This window comes from Serratia sp. ME47, from assembly GCF_903970925.1.
Taxonomy (GTDB): domain Bacteria; phylum Pseudomonadota; class Gammaproteobacteria; order Enterobacterales; family Enterobacteriaceae; genus Serratia; species Serratia ureilytica.
In genome coordinates this window covers 69,777-85,499 of the sequence record NZ_CAJCKE010000002.1, presented here as the reverse complement: position 1 = coordinate 85,499, position 15,723 = coordinate 69,777, and the positions used below count along the sequence as shown (strand labels likewise).

General features: G+C 58.9%; 17 protein-coding genes. 14 read left to right on the top strand and 3 right to left on the bottom strand.

The features are described from left to right. The first annotated feature begins 7 nt into the window (after window positions 1-7). Genes H7A77_RS02600 through H7A77_RS02585 form a run of 4 tightly spaced genes read left to right on the top strand, consistent with a single transcriptional unit; the run spans window position 8 to window position 3,138 of the window. Window positions 8-1,066, top strand: a complete 1,059-nt coding sequence (locus tag H7A77_RS02600) for a fimbrial protein (protein ID WP_182073783.1) — start codon at window positions 8-10, stop codon at window positions 1,064-1,066. Window positions 1,067-1,126: 60 nt separating this feature from the next. Beyond that, the gene (locus tag H7A77_RS02595) at window positions 1,127-1,654 is read left to right on the top strand and encodes a fimbrial protein (RefSeq protein WP_089192206.1); all 528 of its coding nucleotides are present in this window, start codon (window positions 1,127-1,129) and stop codon (window positions 1,652-1,654) included. A gap of 59 nt (window positions 1,655-1,713) precedes the next feature. Continuing rightward, window positions 1,714-2,409 (top strand): response regulator transcription factor, encoded by a 696-nt coding sequence (locus H7A77_RS02590; protein ID WP_047026621.1) that lies wholly within the window; start codon window positions 1,714-1,716, stop codon window positions 2,407-2,409. Between the two features lie 45 nt (window positions 2,410-2,454). Next, window positions 2,455-3,138: a response regulator transcription factor gene (locus H7A77_RS02585; protein ID WP_096242564.1), complete on the top strand. Its 684-nt coding sequence runs from the start codon at window positions 2,455-2,457 to the stop codon at window positions 3,136-3,138. A 220-nt stretch (window positions 3,139-3,358) separates the two neighbouring features. Here H7A77_RS02585 and H7A77_RS02580 read toward each other — a convergent pair whose 3' ends face one another. Then, a complete protein-coding gene (locus tag H7A77_RS02580) occupies window positions 3,359-3,910 on the bottom strand; it encodes a tyrosine-type DNA invertase (RefSeq protein WP_033644817.1) in 552 nt (183 codons plus the stop codon). 372 nt (window positions 3,911-4,282) lie between these two features. On the opposite strand from H7A77_RS02580, the gene H7A77_RS02575 reads away from it, so the two are divergent. The 3 genes from H7A77_RS02575 to H7A77_RS02565 all read left to right on the top strand — a co-directional run bounded on the left by H7A77_RS02575 (window position 4,283) and on the right by H7A77_RS02565 (window position 6,623). After that, window positions 4,283-5,935 carry a multidrug ABC transporter permease/ATP-binding protein gene (locus H7A77_RS02575; RefSeq protein ID WP_042785285.1) on the top strand — a complete coding sequence of 551 codons (1,653 nt, stop codon included), beginning with the start codon at window positions 4,283-4,285 and terminating at the stop codon, window positions 5,933-5,935. Between the two features lie 389 nt (window positions 5,936-6,324). Further along, entirely contained in the window at window positions 6,325-6,438 is a 114-nt protein-coding gene (locus tag H7A77_RS02570; RefSeq protein ID WP_071883595.1) for a YmiA family putative membrane protein, read from the top strand. A 23-nt stretch (window positions 6,439-6,461) separates the two neighbouring features. Beyond that, on the top strand, window positions 6,462-6,623 hold the full coding sequence (locus H7A77_RS02565) for a hypothetical protein (protein WP_172448720.1): 162 nt from the start codon (window positions 6,462-6,464) through the stop codon (window positions 6,621-6,623). Here the strand turns inward: H7A77_RS02565 and H7A77_RS02560 are convergent. After that, on the bottom strand, window positions 6,620-7,840 hold the full coding sequence (locus H7A77_RS02560) for an MFS transporter (RefSeq protein WP_182073782.1): 1,221 nt from the start codon (window positions 7,838-7,840) through the stop codon (window positions 6,620-6,622). The two genes, H7A77_RS02565 and H7A77_RS02560, sit on opposite strands and share 4 nt — an antisense overlap. 503 nt (window positions 7,841-8,343) lie before the next feature. On the opposite strand from H7A77_RS02560, the gene agaR reads away from it, so the two are divergent. The 6 genes from agaR to agaF are packed head-to-tail and all read left to right on the top strand — an operon-like array spanning window position 8,344 to window position 13,024. Then, window positions 8,344-9,117: a transcriptional repressor AgaR gene (agaR, locus tag H7A77_RS02555; protein WP_033644822.1), complete on the top strand. Its 774-nt coding sequence runs from the start codon at window positions 8,344-8,346 to the stop codon at window positions 9,115-9,117. A gap of 23 nt (window positions 9,118-9,140) precedes the next feature. Then, the gene (locus H7A77_RS02550) at window positions 9,141-10,424 is read left to right on the top strand and encodes a D-tagatose-bisphosphate aldolase, class II, non-catalytic subunit (RefSeq protein WP_182073781.1); all 1,284 of its coding nucleotides are present in this window, start codon (window positions 9,141-9,143) and stop codon (window positions 10,422-10,424) included. Between the two features lies 1 nt (window position 10,425). Beyond that, window positions 10,426-10,902 carry a PTS N-acetylgalactosamine transporter subunit IIB gene (agaV, locus tag H7A77_RS02545; protein ID WP_182073780.1) on the top strand — a complete coding sequence of 159 codons (477 nt, stop codon included), beginning with the start codon at window positions 10,426-10,428 and terminating at the stop codon, window positions 10,900-10,902. A 14-nt stretch (window positions 10,903-10,916) separates the two neighbouring features. Beyond that, a complete protein-coding gene (agaW, locus tag H7A77_RS02540) occupies window positions 10,917-11,696 on the top strand; it encodes a PTS N-acetylgalactosamine transporter subunit IIC (RefSeq protein WP_182073779.1) in 780 nt (259 codons plus the stop codon). Beyond that, window positions 11,686-12,579 carry a PTS system mannose/fructose/sorbose family transporter subunit IID gene (locus tag H7A77_RS02535; protein ID WP_033644827.1) on the top strand — a complete coding sequence of 298 codons (894 nt, stop codon included), beginning with the start codon at window positions 11,686-11,688 and terminating at the stop codon, window positions 12,577-12,579. The genes agaW and H7A77_RS02535 overlap by 11 nt, the downstream gene beginning before the upstream one ends. Window positions 12,580-12,589: 10 nt before the next feature. Next, the gene (gene agaF, locus H7A77_RS02530; RefSeq protein ID WP_033644830.1) at window positions 12,590-13,024 is read left to right on the top strand and encodes a PTS galactosamine/N-acetylgalactosamine transporter subunit IIA; all 435 of its coding nucleotides are present in this window, start codon (window positions 12,590-12,592) and stop codon (window positions 13,022-13,024) included. Between the two features lie 30 nt (window positions 13,025-13,054). Here agaF and H7A77_RS02525 read toward each other — a convergent pair whose 3' ends face one another. Beyond that, on the bottom strand, window positions 13,055-14,782 hold the full coding sequence (locus H7A77_RS02525; protein WP_182073778.1) for an ABC transporter ATP-binding protein/permease: 1,728 nt from the start codon (window positions 14,780-14,782) through the stop codon (window positions 13,055-13,057). A 205-nt stretch (window positions 14,783-14,987) separates the two neighbouring features. On the opposite strand from H7A77_RS02525, the gene H7A77_RS02520 reads away from it, so the two are divergent. Further along, on the top strand, window positions 14,988-15,695 hold the full coding sequence (locus tag H7A77_RS02520; RefSeq protein WP_033644832.1) for a hypothetical protein: 708 nt from the start codon (window positions 14,988-14,990) through the stop codon (window positions 15,693-15,695). Window positions 15,696-15,723 lie beyond the last annotated feature (28 nt).

Genomic DNA, 15,723 nt, shown 5'->3' with positions numbered 1-15,723 from the left:
GCAGACAATGGCGACAGGAATATCGATTCAACGCAGGGCGATCGCCGGTGGGCTGCTGGCGTGCGCAATACTGGCTGTACAGCAGGCGCAGGCGGCGCCAGGGCAGTGTACGCCGATATCAGGAACGCACGGCTTTTCATTTGCCTTTTCCCCAAGCTTAAGCGACCCATCGCAAAACGTGACGGGGCGGATTATCAAGAACGCGGATAAGAACGCATGGAACTTGCCCGGTTCGTATTATGTGAAATGCGAATGTACCGCTCGCACGGCTTCTTACATCACCGCCAAAATGCTGTTGACCAACCCGGTATTTCAGGAGGGCGGATTGACGTATTACGCGTTGAACGAATATCTGGGCGTCGCCAGCGAGGTCTTCGTGGCGGGGCAGCGCAATGAATACCTTGCGGCACCCTTTACCAATGAAACTAACCGTAAGACCAGCATGGATGGCGATGATGAATCCTGCGCCCGTTCGCCCTACAACAGCGGCGCGCGTGGGCGCATTCACCTGTATTTCCGTCGGCCCTTCGTTGGCGTGACGGCGATCCCGAATACCCGACTGGTGGAAACGTATGTATCGGTAGTGAGTGGCGTGAAAAGCGATACGCCGGTTTCTACCATCTCTATGAGCGGTACCGTGACGGTGCCGCAGAGTTGCGAGATCAGTCCCCAGACGGTGGTGGTCGACTTTGGCGATATCGTCAGCACCCATTTCCAAACGAAAGGCGCGATGCCACCTCGCTTCACACCGGCAGAGAGAACGCTGACGCTGTCTTGTCGCAATATTTCCGAGGGCGTCAAAGTCAGCCTGTCATTTCGCGGCGAGGCCGACGGCAACATGCCGGAGGCGCTGAAGACCAGCAACCGCGACATCGGCGTGATGATTAAGGATATGCAGGGCAATGTGATTCGGCCGCAGAGCGGGCGCTTGCCCATCGATGACTTCAACTATCCCGACCAAAGCGGCAGTTCGCGGATCAGCGTATATCCGATCAATACCACCGGGCAAGCCCCTTCAGTGGGGCAGTTCAATGCCACGGCAACCATTCAGGCCGAAATCCAATAAACGGATATTTCAACGGCAGTGGGCTGACGGGCCCCTGCGTTTAACGACAAGGAGCAGATTATGGTGAAAATGTGTAATCGTTTTGGCTGCAACCTGGCGCTGACCGGCGCGTTGCTTTTGACCGTATCGGCGGCGCACGCGGTATCGAAAATAGTGATTAGCGGCAACATTAAAGCCGCCCCCTGCGAAATCGACGGTGCGAACGGCACTGTGTCCGTCAATTTGGGAGACGATATTTCCGCTGCTACCCTGGCGACGTCCGGGGCTTTCAGCCCCTGGATAGAGTTTCCTCTGACGTTAAAAAACTGCCCAAGCACCACCACCTCTGTTGTCGCGACCTTCAGCGGGACGCCCGCCGAGGAAAGCGCCAGCTTGTACAAGAGCAACGGCGGCTCTCGTCGGGTGCAAATTGAGTTGCAGAATAGCCAGGGGGCCAACCTGGGCAATGGCAAGAGCATGACGCAACTGGTGGATCGCGCGACGAATAATGCCAGATTCGATTTGCGTGCGCGCGCATACAGCACCCATGGCGGATCGACGCCAGGTTCAATAGACGGCGCTCTGCAGGTCACTTTTGTCTATCAGTAGGCAATGGGACAAAAGGGCCGGCGTGGGCGGAAGGTTAACGACAGAGTTAAGGTTATGATATGAAAATCAATTATCCCAATGGAATGGCCTTGGCGGCGGGCAATGAAGCGGCGAGTGCCGTGGCTATCATGGAACCCTGCGCCATGACGGCTCTGGGGATGAGAAACCGGTTGATTGAATCCTGCGGTCTCCAACCTGGCAACATTCGGCAGGTGGCGAATCTGGTGGAACTGAGAGCCTTATTGACTGAGCATCCGCATCGTTTATTGGTGATGGAGCTGTGTGGTCAATCAGAGTCGGTATTGGAGGGATTCAAGCTGATCGCTGAGGTGCGGGAAAATTCGCCGGACACCGCGATTGTCATTTGTACGGCATTGGATGAACCGAGGCTGTTGCGGCAGCTCATCGCTTCCGGCATTCGCGGCCTGATGCTGAAGCAGGAACCGGCTATTGCATTGACCCACTGTGTTCAGCAAGTCCTGACAGGCAGTTGCAGCTTCAGCCACCGGGTACGCCAACGTCAATTGCATGAGGCTGGCGCCGATAAACCGCTGACGGCGAAGGAATTGGATGTGTTGACCCAACTGTTTTCCGGTAAGAGCGTGACCAGCGTGGCGCTGACCATGTGCCGTGATATCCGCACCGTCAGCACCCATAAACGCAATGCGATGTTGAAGCTGGGGTTTCACAGCGATGGGGAACTGTATCTTCAGGGGAAATGGATGGCTGCGCAAGGTTCATCCTTGGTTCGCTAGGCAAGCGCACGAGGTCTCGTGGGCAAGCAAGCATAGGAGCAGATTATGCATTTATGGCGTCAGCAACCGCTGAACATAGCATTAATGGACAGATGTCCATTGACGCTGGAAGGGTTGGCCAGTTTTTTAAAAACGCTGCCAACCCAGGTAAAAGTCGTCGTAAAGGAAACCAGCGTACGTGCGGTAGTGGATAGCGTGGTCTATCAGCAGGCTGACGTGCTGATTACCGAACTGGACGGTGAAGATGAGACGCCCGCTAAGGGCAGGGAAGCGTTGCTGGCCCTGTGCACGCAACTGCCCGAATTACGGGTGATTGCCTATACCCGTTGCCGTAATGCAGAAGAGTTAGGGCGATTGTTGCCTCAGCCCAATGTCAGCATCGTCGCCAGAGATGACGCTTTACCGCTGGTGGCGGAGTTTTTTAATCGGGTCTTGCTTGGGGAGCGAGTGTTGAGCCCACAGATAGGGACTTTTCTGGCACCCTCGGTTAGCGCAGATGAGGTGTTCACCCGAAAGCTGACTCGCTGCGAGACTGATGTGTTGGCCTTTTTGTTCAACGGCATGAGCCTGCGGCAAATTGCCGAATTGCAACGCCGCAGCATCAAGACGATCAGCGCGCATAAATGCAGCGCCATGCGCAAACTGCAGGTGAAGAATGACAGCGAACTATTTTCATTGCACGGCAATATTACGCGGCAATTTGGCGGGAAGTGGTCAAAGGGGACTTAATCGTTAATGACAGGGTATAAGCAGGTAGCATAGGCGTTGAAAAAACAATCAAACAAGTGTTCCCCTGGGCGGGTGGATGAAAGCAGCTCGGCGTTGGAATAGTGCTGAATTAGACCGTTGTTGACGTGCCGGGCTGCATTTTTCCATCCGATATTTTTACCTTACTCGATGCGCATGTTAAAAGAAGATGAGCGCCTGCACCGTTATTTCCATCGTAAGATTAAATGCTGATCGTGCGGAATCGCTCTACATTGGTTGCGGTGTAGATCACCGTATTCTGGATATTTTTGTGCCCTAAATAATCCTGAATCAAGCGCGTATCGACCCCGTTATCTGCAAGCGCGTAACCGCAGGAGTGTCGCAGCATGTGAGGATGAACTTGAACGCTAATACCGGCCATTTCACCGTACATTCTCATTAGGCGATACAGTTGCTGACGTGAAATTTGCCCGCCGTGGCGCGACAGAAATAACCATGGGGAATTGGCGTCAGGATAGTTCGCCCGCTGGGCCAGCCAGTTTAACAGCGCCTGTCGTTCTCGCGGCTGAATGGGGTGCTGAACGGAAAAACCGTTCTTTAGCCGAGATATATGGATCCGATGGGAGGTAAGATCAATATCTTGCAGGCGTAATGATCGCAGTTCGCTCACCCGCAAGCCGTGAATGAAGCACATTAATAGTAAACAACGATCTCGAATGCTATTTTTACCCTCATGCACGGCGGCAATCAGTTGTTCAATTTCAATCTGGCTAAGGAATTTCCTTTTTTTCATTTTCCTTTCCTGCGTATCTGGTACTGTCGATTTCCATCATGAAGTTTTATTAAAGCATTGGAACATAATAGGCGGCAAAGAAAATAAATAATTTTACTTGCTAAAGCATGGGTTTATTTTATATTTTTCTTTTTGTTATTCTTTTAGTGAATGTATTTTGATTTTATAGATCTATTTTCTTTAGCAGCTTATTTAATTGGCGAATATTTAGTGCCCAGAGCGAACGATGCTGCGAATTGGCCGCCGGCAGGCGGCAACCGCGATAACGTCTCACCCCAACCGGTGCTTGATAAGCTGCGATGAGAATTCGTCTTGATCTCATTCTCACGCCGCTTACAATGCCTGCCAGATCGCGACTTCAGAGGTTTGTTCATGGAACTGCTACGGGTGGTTTATCGCCAGTATCGTTGGCCATTTCTGGCGGTTATGGCATTGACCATGGCCAGCGCCGGGTTAGGCATCGGTATCATTGCTTTTATCAATCAATATCTGATGGACGTCAGCGGCAACCCATTGGCCGTGTTGCCGATGTTTCTCGCCCTGCTGGCATTGTTGATAGCGGTCACGTTGGGTTCACAGCTGGCGCTGACCACATTGGGCCATTACTTCGTCTATCGGCTGCGTGGGCAACTGGTGAAGCGCATTCTGGATACCGAGATCGAGCGCCTCGAACAGTTAGGCAGCGCCTCATTGCTGGCCAGTCTGTCCAGTGACATCCGCAATATCACCATCGCCTTCGTGCGCTTGCCCGAATTGGTGCAAGGGGTGATTTTGACCCTGGGGGCAGCGGCCTATCTGGGGTGGTTATCGCCGAAAATGCTGGCGGTCACGGCGGTTTGGGTGGCGGTGACCGTGGTGGGTAGCGGCTGCCTGGTGTCACGGGTTTATCGCCATATGGCCAGTTTGCGCGAGTCAGAAGAGCGTCTCTATCATCGTTATGAATCGGTGATTGACGGCCGTAAGGAACTGACGTTGAACCGCAAACGGGCGCAGGCGTTATACGAGCAGGCCTATCAGCCCGACGCGCAAGCCTATCGCTACCATATCATTCGCGCCGATACCTTCCATTTGAGTGCGCTCAATTGGTCAAACATCATGATGTTAGGGGCGATCGGGCTGGTGTTCTTTATGGCCAACAGTTTGGGATGGGCGGACTCGACGGTGGCCGCGACCTACTCGCTGACGCTGCTGTTCTTGCGCACGCCCTTACTGCAGGCCGTGGGGGCGTTTCCGACGCTGGTCGGCGCCGAAGTGGCCTTCAACAAGCTGAAAGCGCTGCGTTTGGCCGAGTATCAGCCGGGGTTTCCAGCCGCCGTTGGCCGTTCCTGGCAGACGCTGGAGCTGCGCGACGTGGTTTTTCACTATGCAGATGCGGAACAACAGCCCGGTTTTACCGTCGGGCCGCTCAATCTGACGCTGCGGCGCGGTGAGCTGGTGTTTCTTATCGGCGGCAACGGCAGCGGCAAGTCAACGCTGGCGATGCTGTTGACCGGATTGTATCGGCCGGTAAGCGGGCACATCGTTCTGGATGGTGTCGCACAGACCGCGGCGGATATGCCGGACTATCGCCGGCTGTTTTCAGCGATTTTCACCGATTTTCATCAGTTCGATCGTTTACAAGGACCGGAAGGCGGCGAACCTGATGCGGCGCTGGTCGCGCATTGGCTTGAACGGTTGAATATGAAAAGCAAATTGCAGTTCGACGGCGCCAGAGTGACCAACCCGCAACTGTCGCAGGGGCAGCGCAAACGTCTGGCCCTGTTGCTGGCGGTGGCGGAACAACGCGATATTTTGCTGTTGGATGAATGGGCCGCTGATCAGGATCCGCAGTTCCGGCGCATTTTCTATCGCGAACTGTTGCCGGCGCTGCGCGCGTTAGGCAAAACGGTGTTCGCCATCAGCCATGACGATCACTATTTCGAACACGCCGATCGGTTGCTGGAGATGCGCTCAGGCCATTTACGCGAGTTGACCGGCAGCGAGCGTGAACACGCCAGCCGGGATTCCGTCAGCAGGATCGGTTAACTTACGTCGGCCCGTGCCAGACCAAAACGGGCCGGCGCTTCTCCCGCGCATTATTTCAGTGCGTCGCTTCATTTTCTCTCCCTCCTCCAATGCTGTCTGCTGCCGATTTGGCTTACGACCAGTCAAATAATTGATGTTTGAATTATTTACCGGTGGTTTAATTTTGACCTTTAAAGGTGTGGCACACTGCGCATTCGTTCGCCTATCAAAACACGTTCTCGCCTGCCGATAACAGTGATATCCACGGTGCCGTTCTGGCTGATTCGGCAATGCAGACCTATGGGTAGCAGCATTTTTTTAAATTTCCATAGGAAAAAACGACTTTATTGATCGTTAAAATAGATCAATAATTTTATTTTGAGTGGTTTAATCTATTGGTTAGGGGCGCTGTGGTGAGCAAGGATGGATCAAATATCAAACGTAAAGCATGGCTATGCGTGTTTATCGTTAGTGGGCTGTTCTGGCTGCTAACCGCTGCCGTGATTTACTGGTTACTGAGTTAGCAGGTTAAGCAGGAAGACGATTCGTGAACAAGAAGCAGGCTAAAAACCGTGAGGGCGCTCAGCGTCGCGCGCAGTCAAAAATTCCGCCTTCATGGGGGCTGAGCGATGAGCAGCGCGCCTTTATTGAAGATTTATGGCAGGATACCGACCCCGAAGCGGCGCGGCCCATCGCTCAGCGACGTTAGCCGATCACGCGGCTGCGGCCGGCCAGCGCGCCGAACAGCATTTGCAAGACGGTCAGGCATAGCAGAGCGATCAACGGCCAGCGCCAGCCTTCCGTCAGATCGTGCAACAGGCCGAATAAGGTGGGCCCCAGCGCCGCCAACAGATAACCGACGGATTGCGCCATGCCCGACAGCAGCGTCGCCTGATGATGATGCTGACTGCGCAATCCAAAGAACGACAGTGCCAGCACCAGCGAACTCCCCGCTCCCAACCCGGCAAACGTCAGCCACACCAGTGAACTGGCGGGTTGCACCAATAATCCCCCGACGCCGATAAAGATCAGCAGAGAACTGCCCAGCGCTATCGCCCGCTGATCGCGCGCGCGCGGCAAAATCACCACCATGACAAAGTTGGCGACGATCGCCACCACCTGATAAACGAACAGCTCGAAGCCCGCCTGCTGGGCTGAGGCGCCGTGGCTGACGGCAAAGGTGCTGAACCAGCCGATAATGGTGTAGAAGGCGATCGATTGCAGCCCCATGAACATCGCCACTTGCCAGCCCAGCGCGCTGCCCCAGGGAGAGCGATAGCGTTGCGGCTCTGCCGATTGTGGCTCTTTGGCTGCGGGTATGGCTGTGCGCCGCAGCTGGGGCAACCAGATCAACAGCGCCAACAGCGCAGGTAATCCCCAGCACAGCAAGGAGAAGCGCCAGCCGAGATCGGCCAGGGAAGCCAGCGGCACCGCCAGACCGGAGGCGATGGCGGCGACCAGTGACATCACCGCCGCATAGGCCGCTATCATCGCGGCGGCGCGATGAGGAAAATCTCTTTTCACCAGCGTTGGCAGCACCACATTGGCGAAGGCGATGGCGGCGCCGATCAGAACGCTTCCCAGCCACAGCATGGCGTCTTGCGGCAGGGAACGCAGCGCGATGCCGCAAACCAGCAGTGCGAGGGCGAAGCCCAGGGTGCGTTCGATTCCGAAGCGTTTCGCCAGCGCCGGGGTGAGTGGCGAGAGGACGGCGAACAGGATCAGCGGCAGCGAGTTGATCAGGCCGGCGGCGGTGGCGGACAACGCCAGCTGTTGCTGAATCTGTTCCAGCAGCGGGCCGACGCTGGTGAGGGCGGCGCGCAGGTTAGCCGCGATCAGCATGATGCCAACGATCAGCAGAGCAGGGCGATGCAAACGGCGACGCGGGGTCGCGATGGATGATGAAGATGAAGCGGGTTGCGGCATGAGTTCCTCGCACCAGGGCATGCAGACAATCAGCGCTGCATGGCGTGATGCGTTGATTGACGTTAACGCTTACGTACCGACAAGGAGCCGATATCTGATCGCAAGTGTAGGGAAGATGGCTCGTGCTGACAAGGGGATGGCCCGGCGGGATGGAGAGGGCTGACCCCCGCCGGCTGCAGGATAATTACCATTATGTGATCCTGGTCACTTAGCGAACTAAAAGTCATGGAGCAGGACGGGGTCTGCAGCGCTTTCACTTCTGCCGCCGCCGGTGCGGCTGCTCTCCGGCGCTCATGCTCGTCATGGCATTTCATTTTTCTCCCATTCCATTTTTTTGCTTTTCGATTCGTTTCGATTCGAAAGGTTTTTTGGCGGTTTTTTTGCTAAAACGGGGCTGTAAGCCCGATCACAATTTCATTGCTTTCGCTTTGCTGTAATGCCAGCGCAGTAGAGCGAAAGCCATCTTCTCCCCGGCGATACCGGAAACCTGAGGACCGCAGCTCATGCCAGTGAATACCGCAAAGCGACGTGAACACATCATCGATCTGTTATGCGAGCACGGCAGCGTGCGTGTGGAACAGCTCAGCAAACAGTTTGCAGTATCCACGGTGACGATCCGCAACGATCTGCGCTTTCTGGAACGAAAAGGGTGTGCGCTGCGCGCTTACGGCGGCGCAATGCTCAATCAGCAATTCGCTTTCGATCGGCCGCTGCGGGACAAAGGGCGGTTGAATCGCGATGTCAAAACGCTGATCGCCAACGCGGCGGCCGGCTATGTGCGCGACGGCGAGGCGCTGATCCTCGATTCCGGTTCAACCACCGCGCAGATTGTGCCGTTCCTGAAGGGGCGGCGCGATCTGGTGGTGATGACCAACGCGCTGAACATTGCCTATGAGCTTTCGGGAAACGACGGGGTGGAAGTCATGGTGCTGGGGGGCAGCGTGCGCCGCAACTCTTACTCGCTCTACGGTCCGGCTGCCGAGCAGCAATTGCGTCAGTACCGCTTCGACAAGCTGTTTTTGGGCGTCGACGGGTTCGATCTGAGCGCCGGCATCACCACGCCTCACCCCGGTGAAGCGCACCTCAATCGCGTGATGTGCGAGGTGGCGCGCGAGATTATCGCGGTGGCGGATGCCAGCAAATTCGGTCGCAAGAGCTTTTGCATGATTCGCGAAGCCGGACAAATCCATCGGCTGATCACTGACAGCCGTCTTCCGGACGATTACGAGCGGGCGTTAACCGAGCTGGGCGTGGAGGTCATCATCGCCGATCGGTAGCACGGCGCCTGCATGGGGGCTTCATGCAGCAGTTGTTACAGCTTGTCGAGCAGCACAAGGCCGGTATGCCGGTCGGGATTTTTTCCGTCTGTTCCGCCCATCCCTGGGTTCTGAAGGCCGCGCTGCGGCAGGCTAAAAGCCGCGGCACGCCGGTGTTGGTGGAAGCGACCTCCAACCAGGTCAATCAGTTCGGCGGCTATACCGGCCAAACGGCGGCCCAGTTCCGCGATGCGCTTTGGCGTCTGGCGGATGAGGTTGGCCTGGCGCGCGAGCGCGTGTGGCTGGGCGGCGACCATCTGGGGCCGAACGCCTGGCAGGATCGCCCGGCTCAGGAAGCGATGGCGCTGGCGGAAACGTTGATCGACGATTACGTTCGCGCCGGATTTCGCAAAATTCATCTCGATTGTTCCATGTCGTGCGCCGGCGATCCCTCGCCCCTGGGTGATGCGGCGGTTGCCGAGCGTGCGGCACGCCTGTGCGCGGTGGCAGAACGCGCCTGGGCGCAGAGCGGCGGCGAAGCGCCGGTCTATGTGATCGGCACCGAGGTGCCGGTGCCGGGCGGCGCGCAGGAGGCGTTGGCGGGCCTGCAGGTCACCACGCCGCAGGCGGTGGCGCAAACGCTGGAAATGCACCGTATCGCCTGGCAAAAAGCCGAGCTGAACGATGCCTGGCAGCGAACCATTGCGCTGGTGGTGCAGCCGGGCGTCGAGTTCGATCACCACAGCGTCGAACGTTATCAGCCGCAGCGCGCCGACGCATTGAGCTGTTTCATCGAACGGCAGCCGGGCATGATCTATGAAGCGCACTCTACGGATTACCAACCGCCGCAGGCCTATCGCCAGTTGGTGCGCGATCACTTCGCCATCCTGAAGGTGGGGCCGGCGCTGACCTTTGCGCTGCGAGAAGCGCTGTTCGCCCTCGATCGCATCGAGCGTGAATGGCTGGGGGAACGCCAGTCGTCGCAGCTGCGCGCCACGCTGGAACAGGTGATGCGCGAGCAGCCGCAGCAGTGGAGCCGCTATTACCACGGCACGCCGCACCAACAGTATCTCGATCGCCACTACAGCCTGAGCGATCGGGTGCGTTACTACTGGCCGCAGCCGCAGGTGCAGCAGGCGGTCGACGGCTTGCTGGATAACCTGCGCCGCAACCCGGCGCCGTTGGCGCTGCTCAGCCAGTACCTGCCGGATCAGGCGCGGGCGCTGAACGCCGGCGAATTGAGCGCCGATCCGCAGGAGTGGGTGCTGCATAAAGTGACGCAGGTACTCGACGATTACCACGCCGCCTGTTACCCGGAGGGCCGCTAGCATGCCGAACATTTTAATGACCCGCATCGACAATCGCCTGGTGCACGGCCAGGTGGGCGTGACCTGGACCAATACCCTCGGCGCCAACCTGGTGGTGGTGGCCAACGACGAGGCCGCCGCCGATCCGGTGCAGCAGAACCTGATGGACATGGTGGTGGCGGAAGGGGTGCAGACCCGTTATTTCACGCTGCAGAAAACCATTGACGTGATCCACAAGGCGGCGGATCGGCAGAAGATCTTTCTGGTGTGCAAAACGCCGCAGGACGTGTTGACGCTGGTGCGCGGCGGGGTGCCGATCCGTTTCGTCAACATCGGCAATATGCACTTCGCCGAGGGGAAGCGGCAGGTGCACAAAACGGTGTCGCTGGACGACGGCGACGTGGCCGCGTTCCGCGCGCTGGCGGAACTGGGCGTGGAGTGCGAAGTGCGCCGGGTGCCGGATGAAGCGGGTGAGGCGATCGGCAAACTGCTCTTTTGAGCCAGGGGGAAAGCATGTTGACGGATGCGTTATTGATTGCGCTGTTGGCCGGGCTGGCGGGGGTTGACCTGTTCGACGGTCTGACCCACTTCCACCGGCCGGTAGTGATGGGGCCGCTGGTGGGGCTGATTTTGGGCGATGTCTATACCGGGTTGCTGGTGGGCGGCACGCTGGAGCTGGTGTGGATGGGGATGGTGCCGTTGGCGGGAGCCCAACCGCCTAACGTGGTGATCGGCGGGGTGATCGGCACCGCATTCGCCATTCTGACCAAAGCCGATCCTAAAGTGGCGATCGGCGTGGCGGTGCCGTTCTCGATCGCGGTGCAGGGCTGCATCACGCTGCTGTTTACGTTGTTCTCGCCGATGATGCACCGCTGCGATCGCATGGTGAAAGCGCTGAACTGGCGCGGCATTGAACGGGTGAACTATCTCGGCATCGGCATTCTGTTCATCTTCTATTTCGTGGTGGCGTTCCTGCCGATTTACTTCGGCGCCGATGCGGCCAGCGCCATGGTGCAGAAAGCGCCGGGCTGGCTGCTGGACGGGCTGGCGGTGGCGGGCGGCATGATGCCGGCGATCGGTTTCTCGCTGCTGATGAAGGTGATTATGAAAAAAACCTACGTGGCCTATTTTATCCTCGGTTTCATCTCGGTCACGTTTCTCAAGCTGCCGATCCTGGCGGTGGCGCTGGGCGCCCTGGCGATCGCTTTGATTGATTTCTTCAACACGCAACGCGGCGCGGCAGAGGCGACGGCCCGGCCCGCTCCGCAGGAGGACGCCGAAGATGGCATTTAACGATTCCGACGATCTGCTGGCGCAAAAGGCCGAGCAGCGTATGGCGCAGGCGCTGGCCACCAGCCAGGTGGAGCAGGACGACTATCTGGACAGCCGGCCCGCCGAAGCGCTGACGCGCGGCGACATCAACCGCATGGCCTGGCGTTCGCTGCTGCTGCAGGCGTCGTTCAACTACGAGCGCATGCAGGCGGGCGGCTGGCTGTATCAGCTGATCCCCGCGCTGCGCAAGATCCACCGCAACCCGCAGGATCTGGCCAACTCGATGAAGATGCACATGGAATTTATCAACGTGCACCCGTTCGACGTCACCTTCCTGTCCGGCCTGGTGCTGGCGATGGAGCAGAACAAGGAAAAGATCTCCACCATTCGCGCGGTGAAAGTGGCGCTGATGGGGCCGCTCGGCGGTATCGGCGATGCGCTGTTTTGGCTGACGCTGTTGCCGATCTGCGCCGGCATAGGCGCTTCGCTGGCATTGGAGGGCAGCCTGTTCGGGCCGATCGTCTTCCTGCTGCTGTTCAACCTGTTCCACTTCGGCCTGCGTTTTGGGCTGGCGCACTACGGCTATCAGGCCGGCACCAGCGCGCTGGCGCTGCTGAAGACCCATACCCGGCGCATTTCTCACGCCGCTTCCATTGTCGGCATGACGGTGATCGGCGCGCTGGTGGCCTCGTACGTGCACCTGTCCACGCCGCTGGTGATGCACGCCGGCAAGGCCAGCGTGGCGCTGCAGACCGACGTGCTGGACAAGTTGATGCCCAACTTGCTGCCGCTGTGCTTCACGCTGCTCATTTTCTTCCTGATGAAGCGCGGATTCTCGCCGGTGAAGCTGATTGGCGTCACGGTAGCGATCGGCGTGGCGGGCAAATTTATCGGCATTTTATGAGGAGCGGGATATGCCAGGCATTGTGATTACCGGCCACGGCGGCTTTGCCTCCGGGCTGCTGCAGGCGGTGGAACAGGTGGTGGGGCCGCAGCGACATTGCGCGGCGGTCGATTTCCCCGAACAGATGAGCACCGCGCAGCTCAGGGACGCCTTACGCTCGGCGCTGGTCGCGGTGGCGCAGCCGGACGGCGTGGTGTTCCTGACCGACATGCTCGGCGGTTCGCCGTTTCGCAGCGCCTGTGAACTGGCGGATGCGCGGGGTGATTGCGAAGTGCTGACCGGCGTCAACATGCAGCTGGCGGCGGAAATGATGCTGGAACGTGACGGACTGAGCCTGGATGAATTTCGCGAGGTGGCGCTGGCGTGCGGTAAACGCGGCCTGACCAGCCTGTGGCATGAACGCCGCCGAGTGAAGTGCGAAGACGCGCAGGCCGACGGCATCTGAACGAAAACCGGGCGCGCCCGGCTCCGTGAGTTAGGCCGGCAACGGACTCAGCGCCAGACGCGCCGGTTGGTCTTCGCCGCGGCTGAAGCGCCAGCAGGTCTGGTGGTATTTCGCCACGCTGTTGCGGTGCGCCACGCTGACCAGCGTCACGTCCGGCAGTTCATCCACCAGCAGGCAGTACATCAGTTGCTCGGTTTCGTCGTCCAGCGCGCTGGTGGCCTCGTCGAGGAACAGGATGCTCGGGCGAATCAACAGGGCGCGGGCGAAGGCTAGCCGCTGTTGCTCGCCCGGCGACAGGCGATGGCTCCAGTTGGCGGAGGTGTCCAGCCAACGCTGCAGGTGCTTCAGGCGGCAGTTTTCCAACACCCGCATCAGCTGCGCGTCGCTGTATTCCGACGCCAGGCTCGGGTAGCTCAGCGCTTCGCGCAGCGTGCCGATCGGAATGTAGCTGCGCTGCGGCAGGAACAGCATGTTGGCGTTGCCCTCTACCCCGATGGCGCCCGCGCCGTAAGGCCAGATACCGGCGATGGCGCGCAGCAGCATTGACTTGCCGCAGCCGGAAGGCCCGACGATCAGCAGGCGATCGCCGCGTTGCAGCGTCATCTCGGCGCCGGTCAGCAGCGGCTGGCCGTCGGGCAAGTGCAGGCTGAGGTTGTCCAGCGTTAACGGATGGGCGGTCTCCTCCCGCAGTTGAATGCCGCGCGGCTGATGGTGAACCTGATCGACGGCGGCGTTGAAGCCGGCCAGACGGTTAACACAGGCTTTCCAGGTCGCCAAATCGTTAAATGCGTCGATAAACCACGACAGCGCGCCCTGCACCTGGCCGAAGGCCGAGGCGATCTGCATCAGGCCGCCCATCTGGATGGCGCCGGAGAAGTAGCGCGGCGCCGCCACCAGCAGGGGAAACACGATGGCGAACTGGCCGTAGAAGTTGGTGGCGATGTTGAGCCGCCGGGTGATGCGCATGATCGCCCACCAGTTGCTGCGAATGGTGTCGAAACGGTCGCCCAACTGCTGCGCCTCGCGCGGTTCGCCGTGGTACAGCGCAATGGCGTCGTTGTTTTCGCGGATGCGGATCAGGCCGAAACGGAAGTTCGCCTCATACCGTTCCTGGTTGAAGCCCAGCATGACCAGCGGTTTGCCGACCCACCAGATCAGCAGCGATCCCAACACCGCATACAGCAGCGCGAACCACACCATATAGCCGGGCAAGGTGATGGCGTGTTGCCCGAGCGCGAAGGTCATCGGCCCGCTGACGTGCCATAAAATGTCGATAAAGGAAAACAGCGTCACCAGGCTGGAGAGCAGCCCGAGCGACAGCGACAGGGTATATTGGGTCAGCACGTTGAGATCTTCAGCGATACGCTGATCGGGGTTATCGACGATCTGCTGCTGCTCGGTGTGGTAATACGCCTGGTGCGCCAGCCATTTTCCCATGAACCTTTCCGTCATCCAGCGCCGCCAGCGCATCTGCAGCCCCTGAGTCAGGTAGATCTTGTAGACCGCCAGCACGATGAAGATCAGCGCCAGATAGGTAAAGCGCCACAGCTGCGCCTTGAATACCGGGTAGTTTTTGTTCTGCAGCGCGTCGTAGAACACCTGGTTCCACTGGTTGATCTGCACGCTGATATAGACCAGGCCGAGCGACAGGACGACGATGGCGATCAGCATCATCCAGGCGCGCCATCGTTCCTCCGACACCCAAAAGGGTTTGATCAACTGCCAAATGGCGTGTCTCTGCAAGGGGGTTGCGTTCATAACGGCTCGATAATTGCGGTATTTTGTTCAGCATGGGCTGCGGGCCGGTAACAAACAAACCGCGACTGTAAGCAGTTTTGACTCCGCTAACCGTTTGAAATAAGGCGGCTGAATCGCCGGCGGCGCGCAGGTGAGCGCAATTGCGGCATACACTCCGGCGCCGGGCGGTTATACTGGCGCCGAATTTTTGCAGAAAGGATAAACGATGAAGGCTTGGTTTCCCCTGTTGCTGACCTGCGGCGTCTTCGCCAGCGCCCGGGCCTGGGCGCACATTGACGAGCCGGACATCGCCGCCGACTGCCAAAAGGTGGCGAGCTACGCCGAACTGGGAAAAAAGGCCTATCAGCGCCAGGATTACGCCAAAGCCGCCGACATCTTTCGCGATCAGGCGGCCTGGAGCGAGTTTTGCGGTCTGAGCGAGCAGGCTGTCGCCACGGCTTACAACAACGTGGCGCTGTCGCTGATGCACGCCGGCGAATTGCTCAAGGCGCAGGCCTATCTGGCGCTGGCGCCGCACGATGACAAATCGCAGCACAACATGAGTCTGTTGCGCCAACGCCTGGCGCAGCGGCCGCAGCCGCAGGGGCCGGGCGGCGTGTACTGGCAATACGCCGGGCGCGGGGTGTGGAGCGAAGTGGTGGTGAAGCCGCAGGGCGAGCGCTGGCTGATCGATTTTTCCGGCTACGCCATGCCGCAGATGGGGCTGTATTACGGCCCGAACATGGGCGACTTCACCGCCGAGCTGCCCATTGAGCACGGCAAGGCCGTCTACCATCAACATGACTCGGAAAGCGCGCAGGTCTGCGACGTGACGATGGCGTTTGGCGAGCAAGCGCTGGAGATGCATACGCGGGGGGATTGCGGGTTCGGCCACAATGTGCGGGCGGAAGGGCGGTTCGTGCGGGTCGAATGACCCGCCCCGGTGGCCGGGGCGAGAAGGG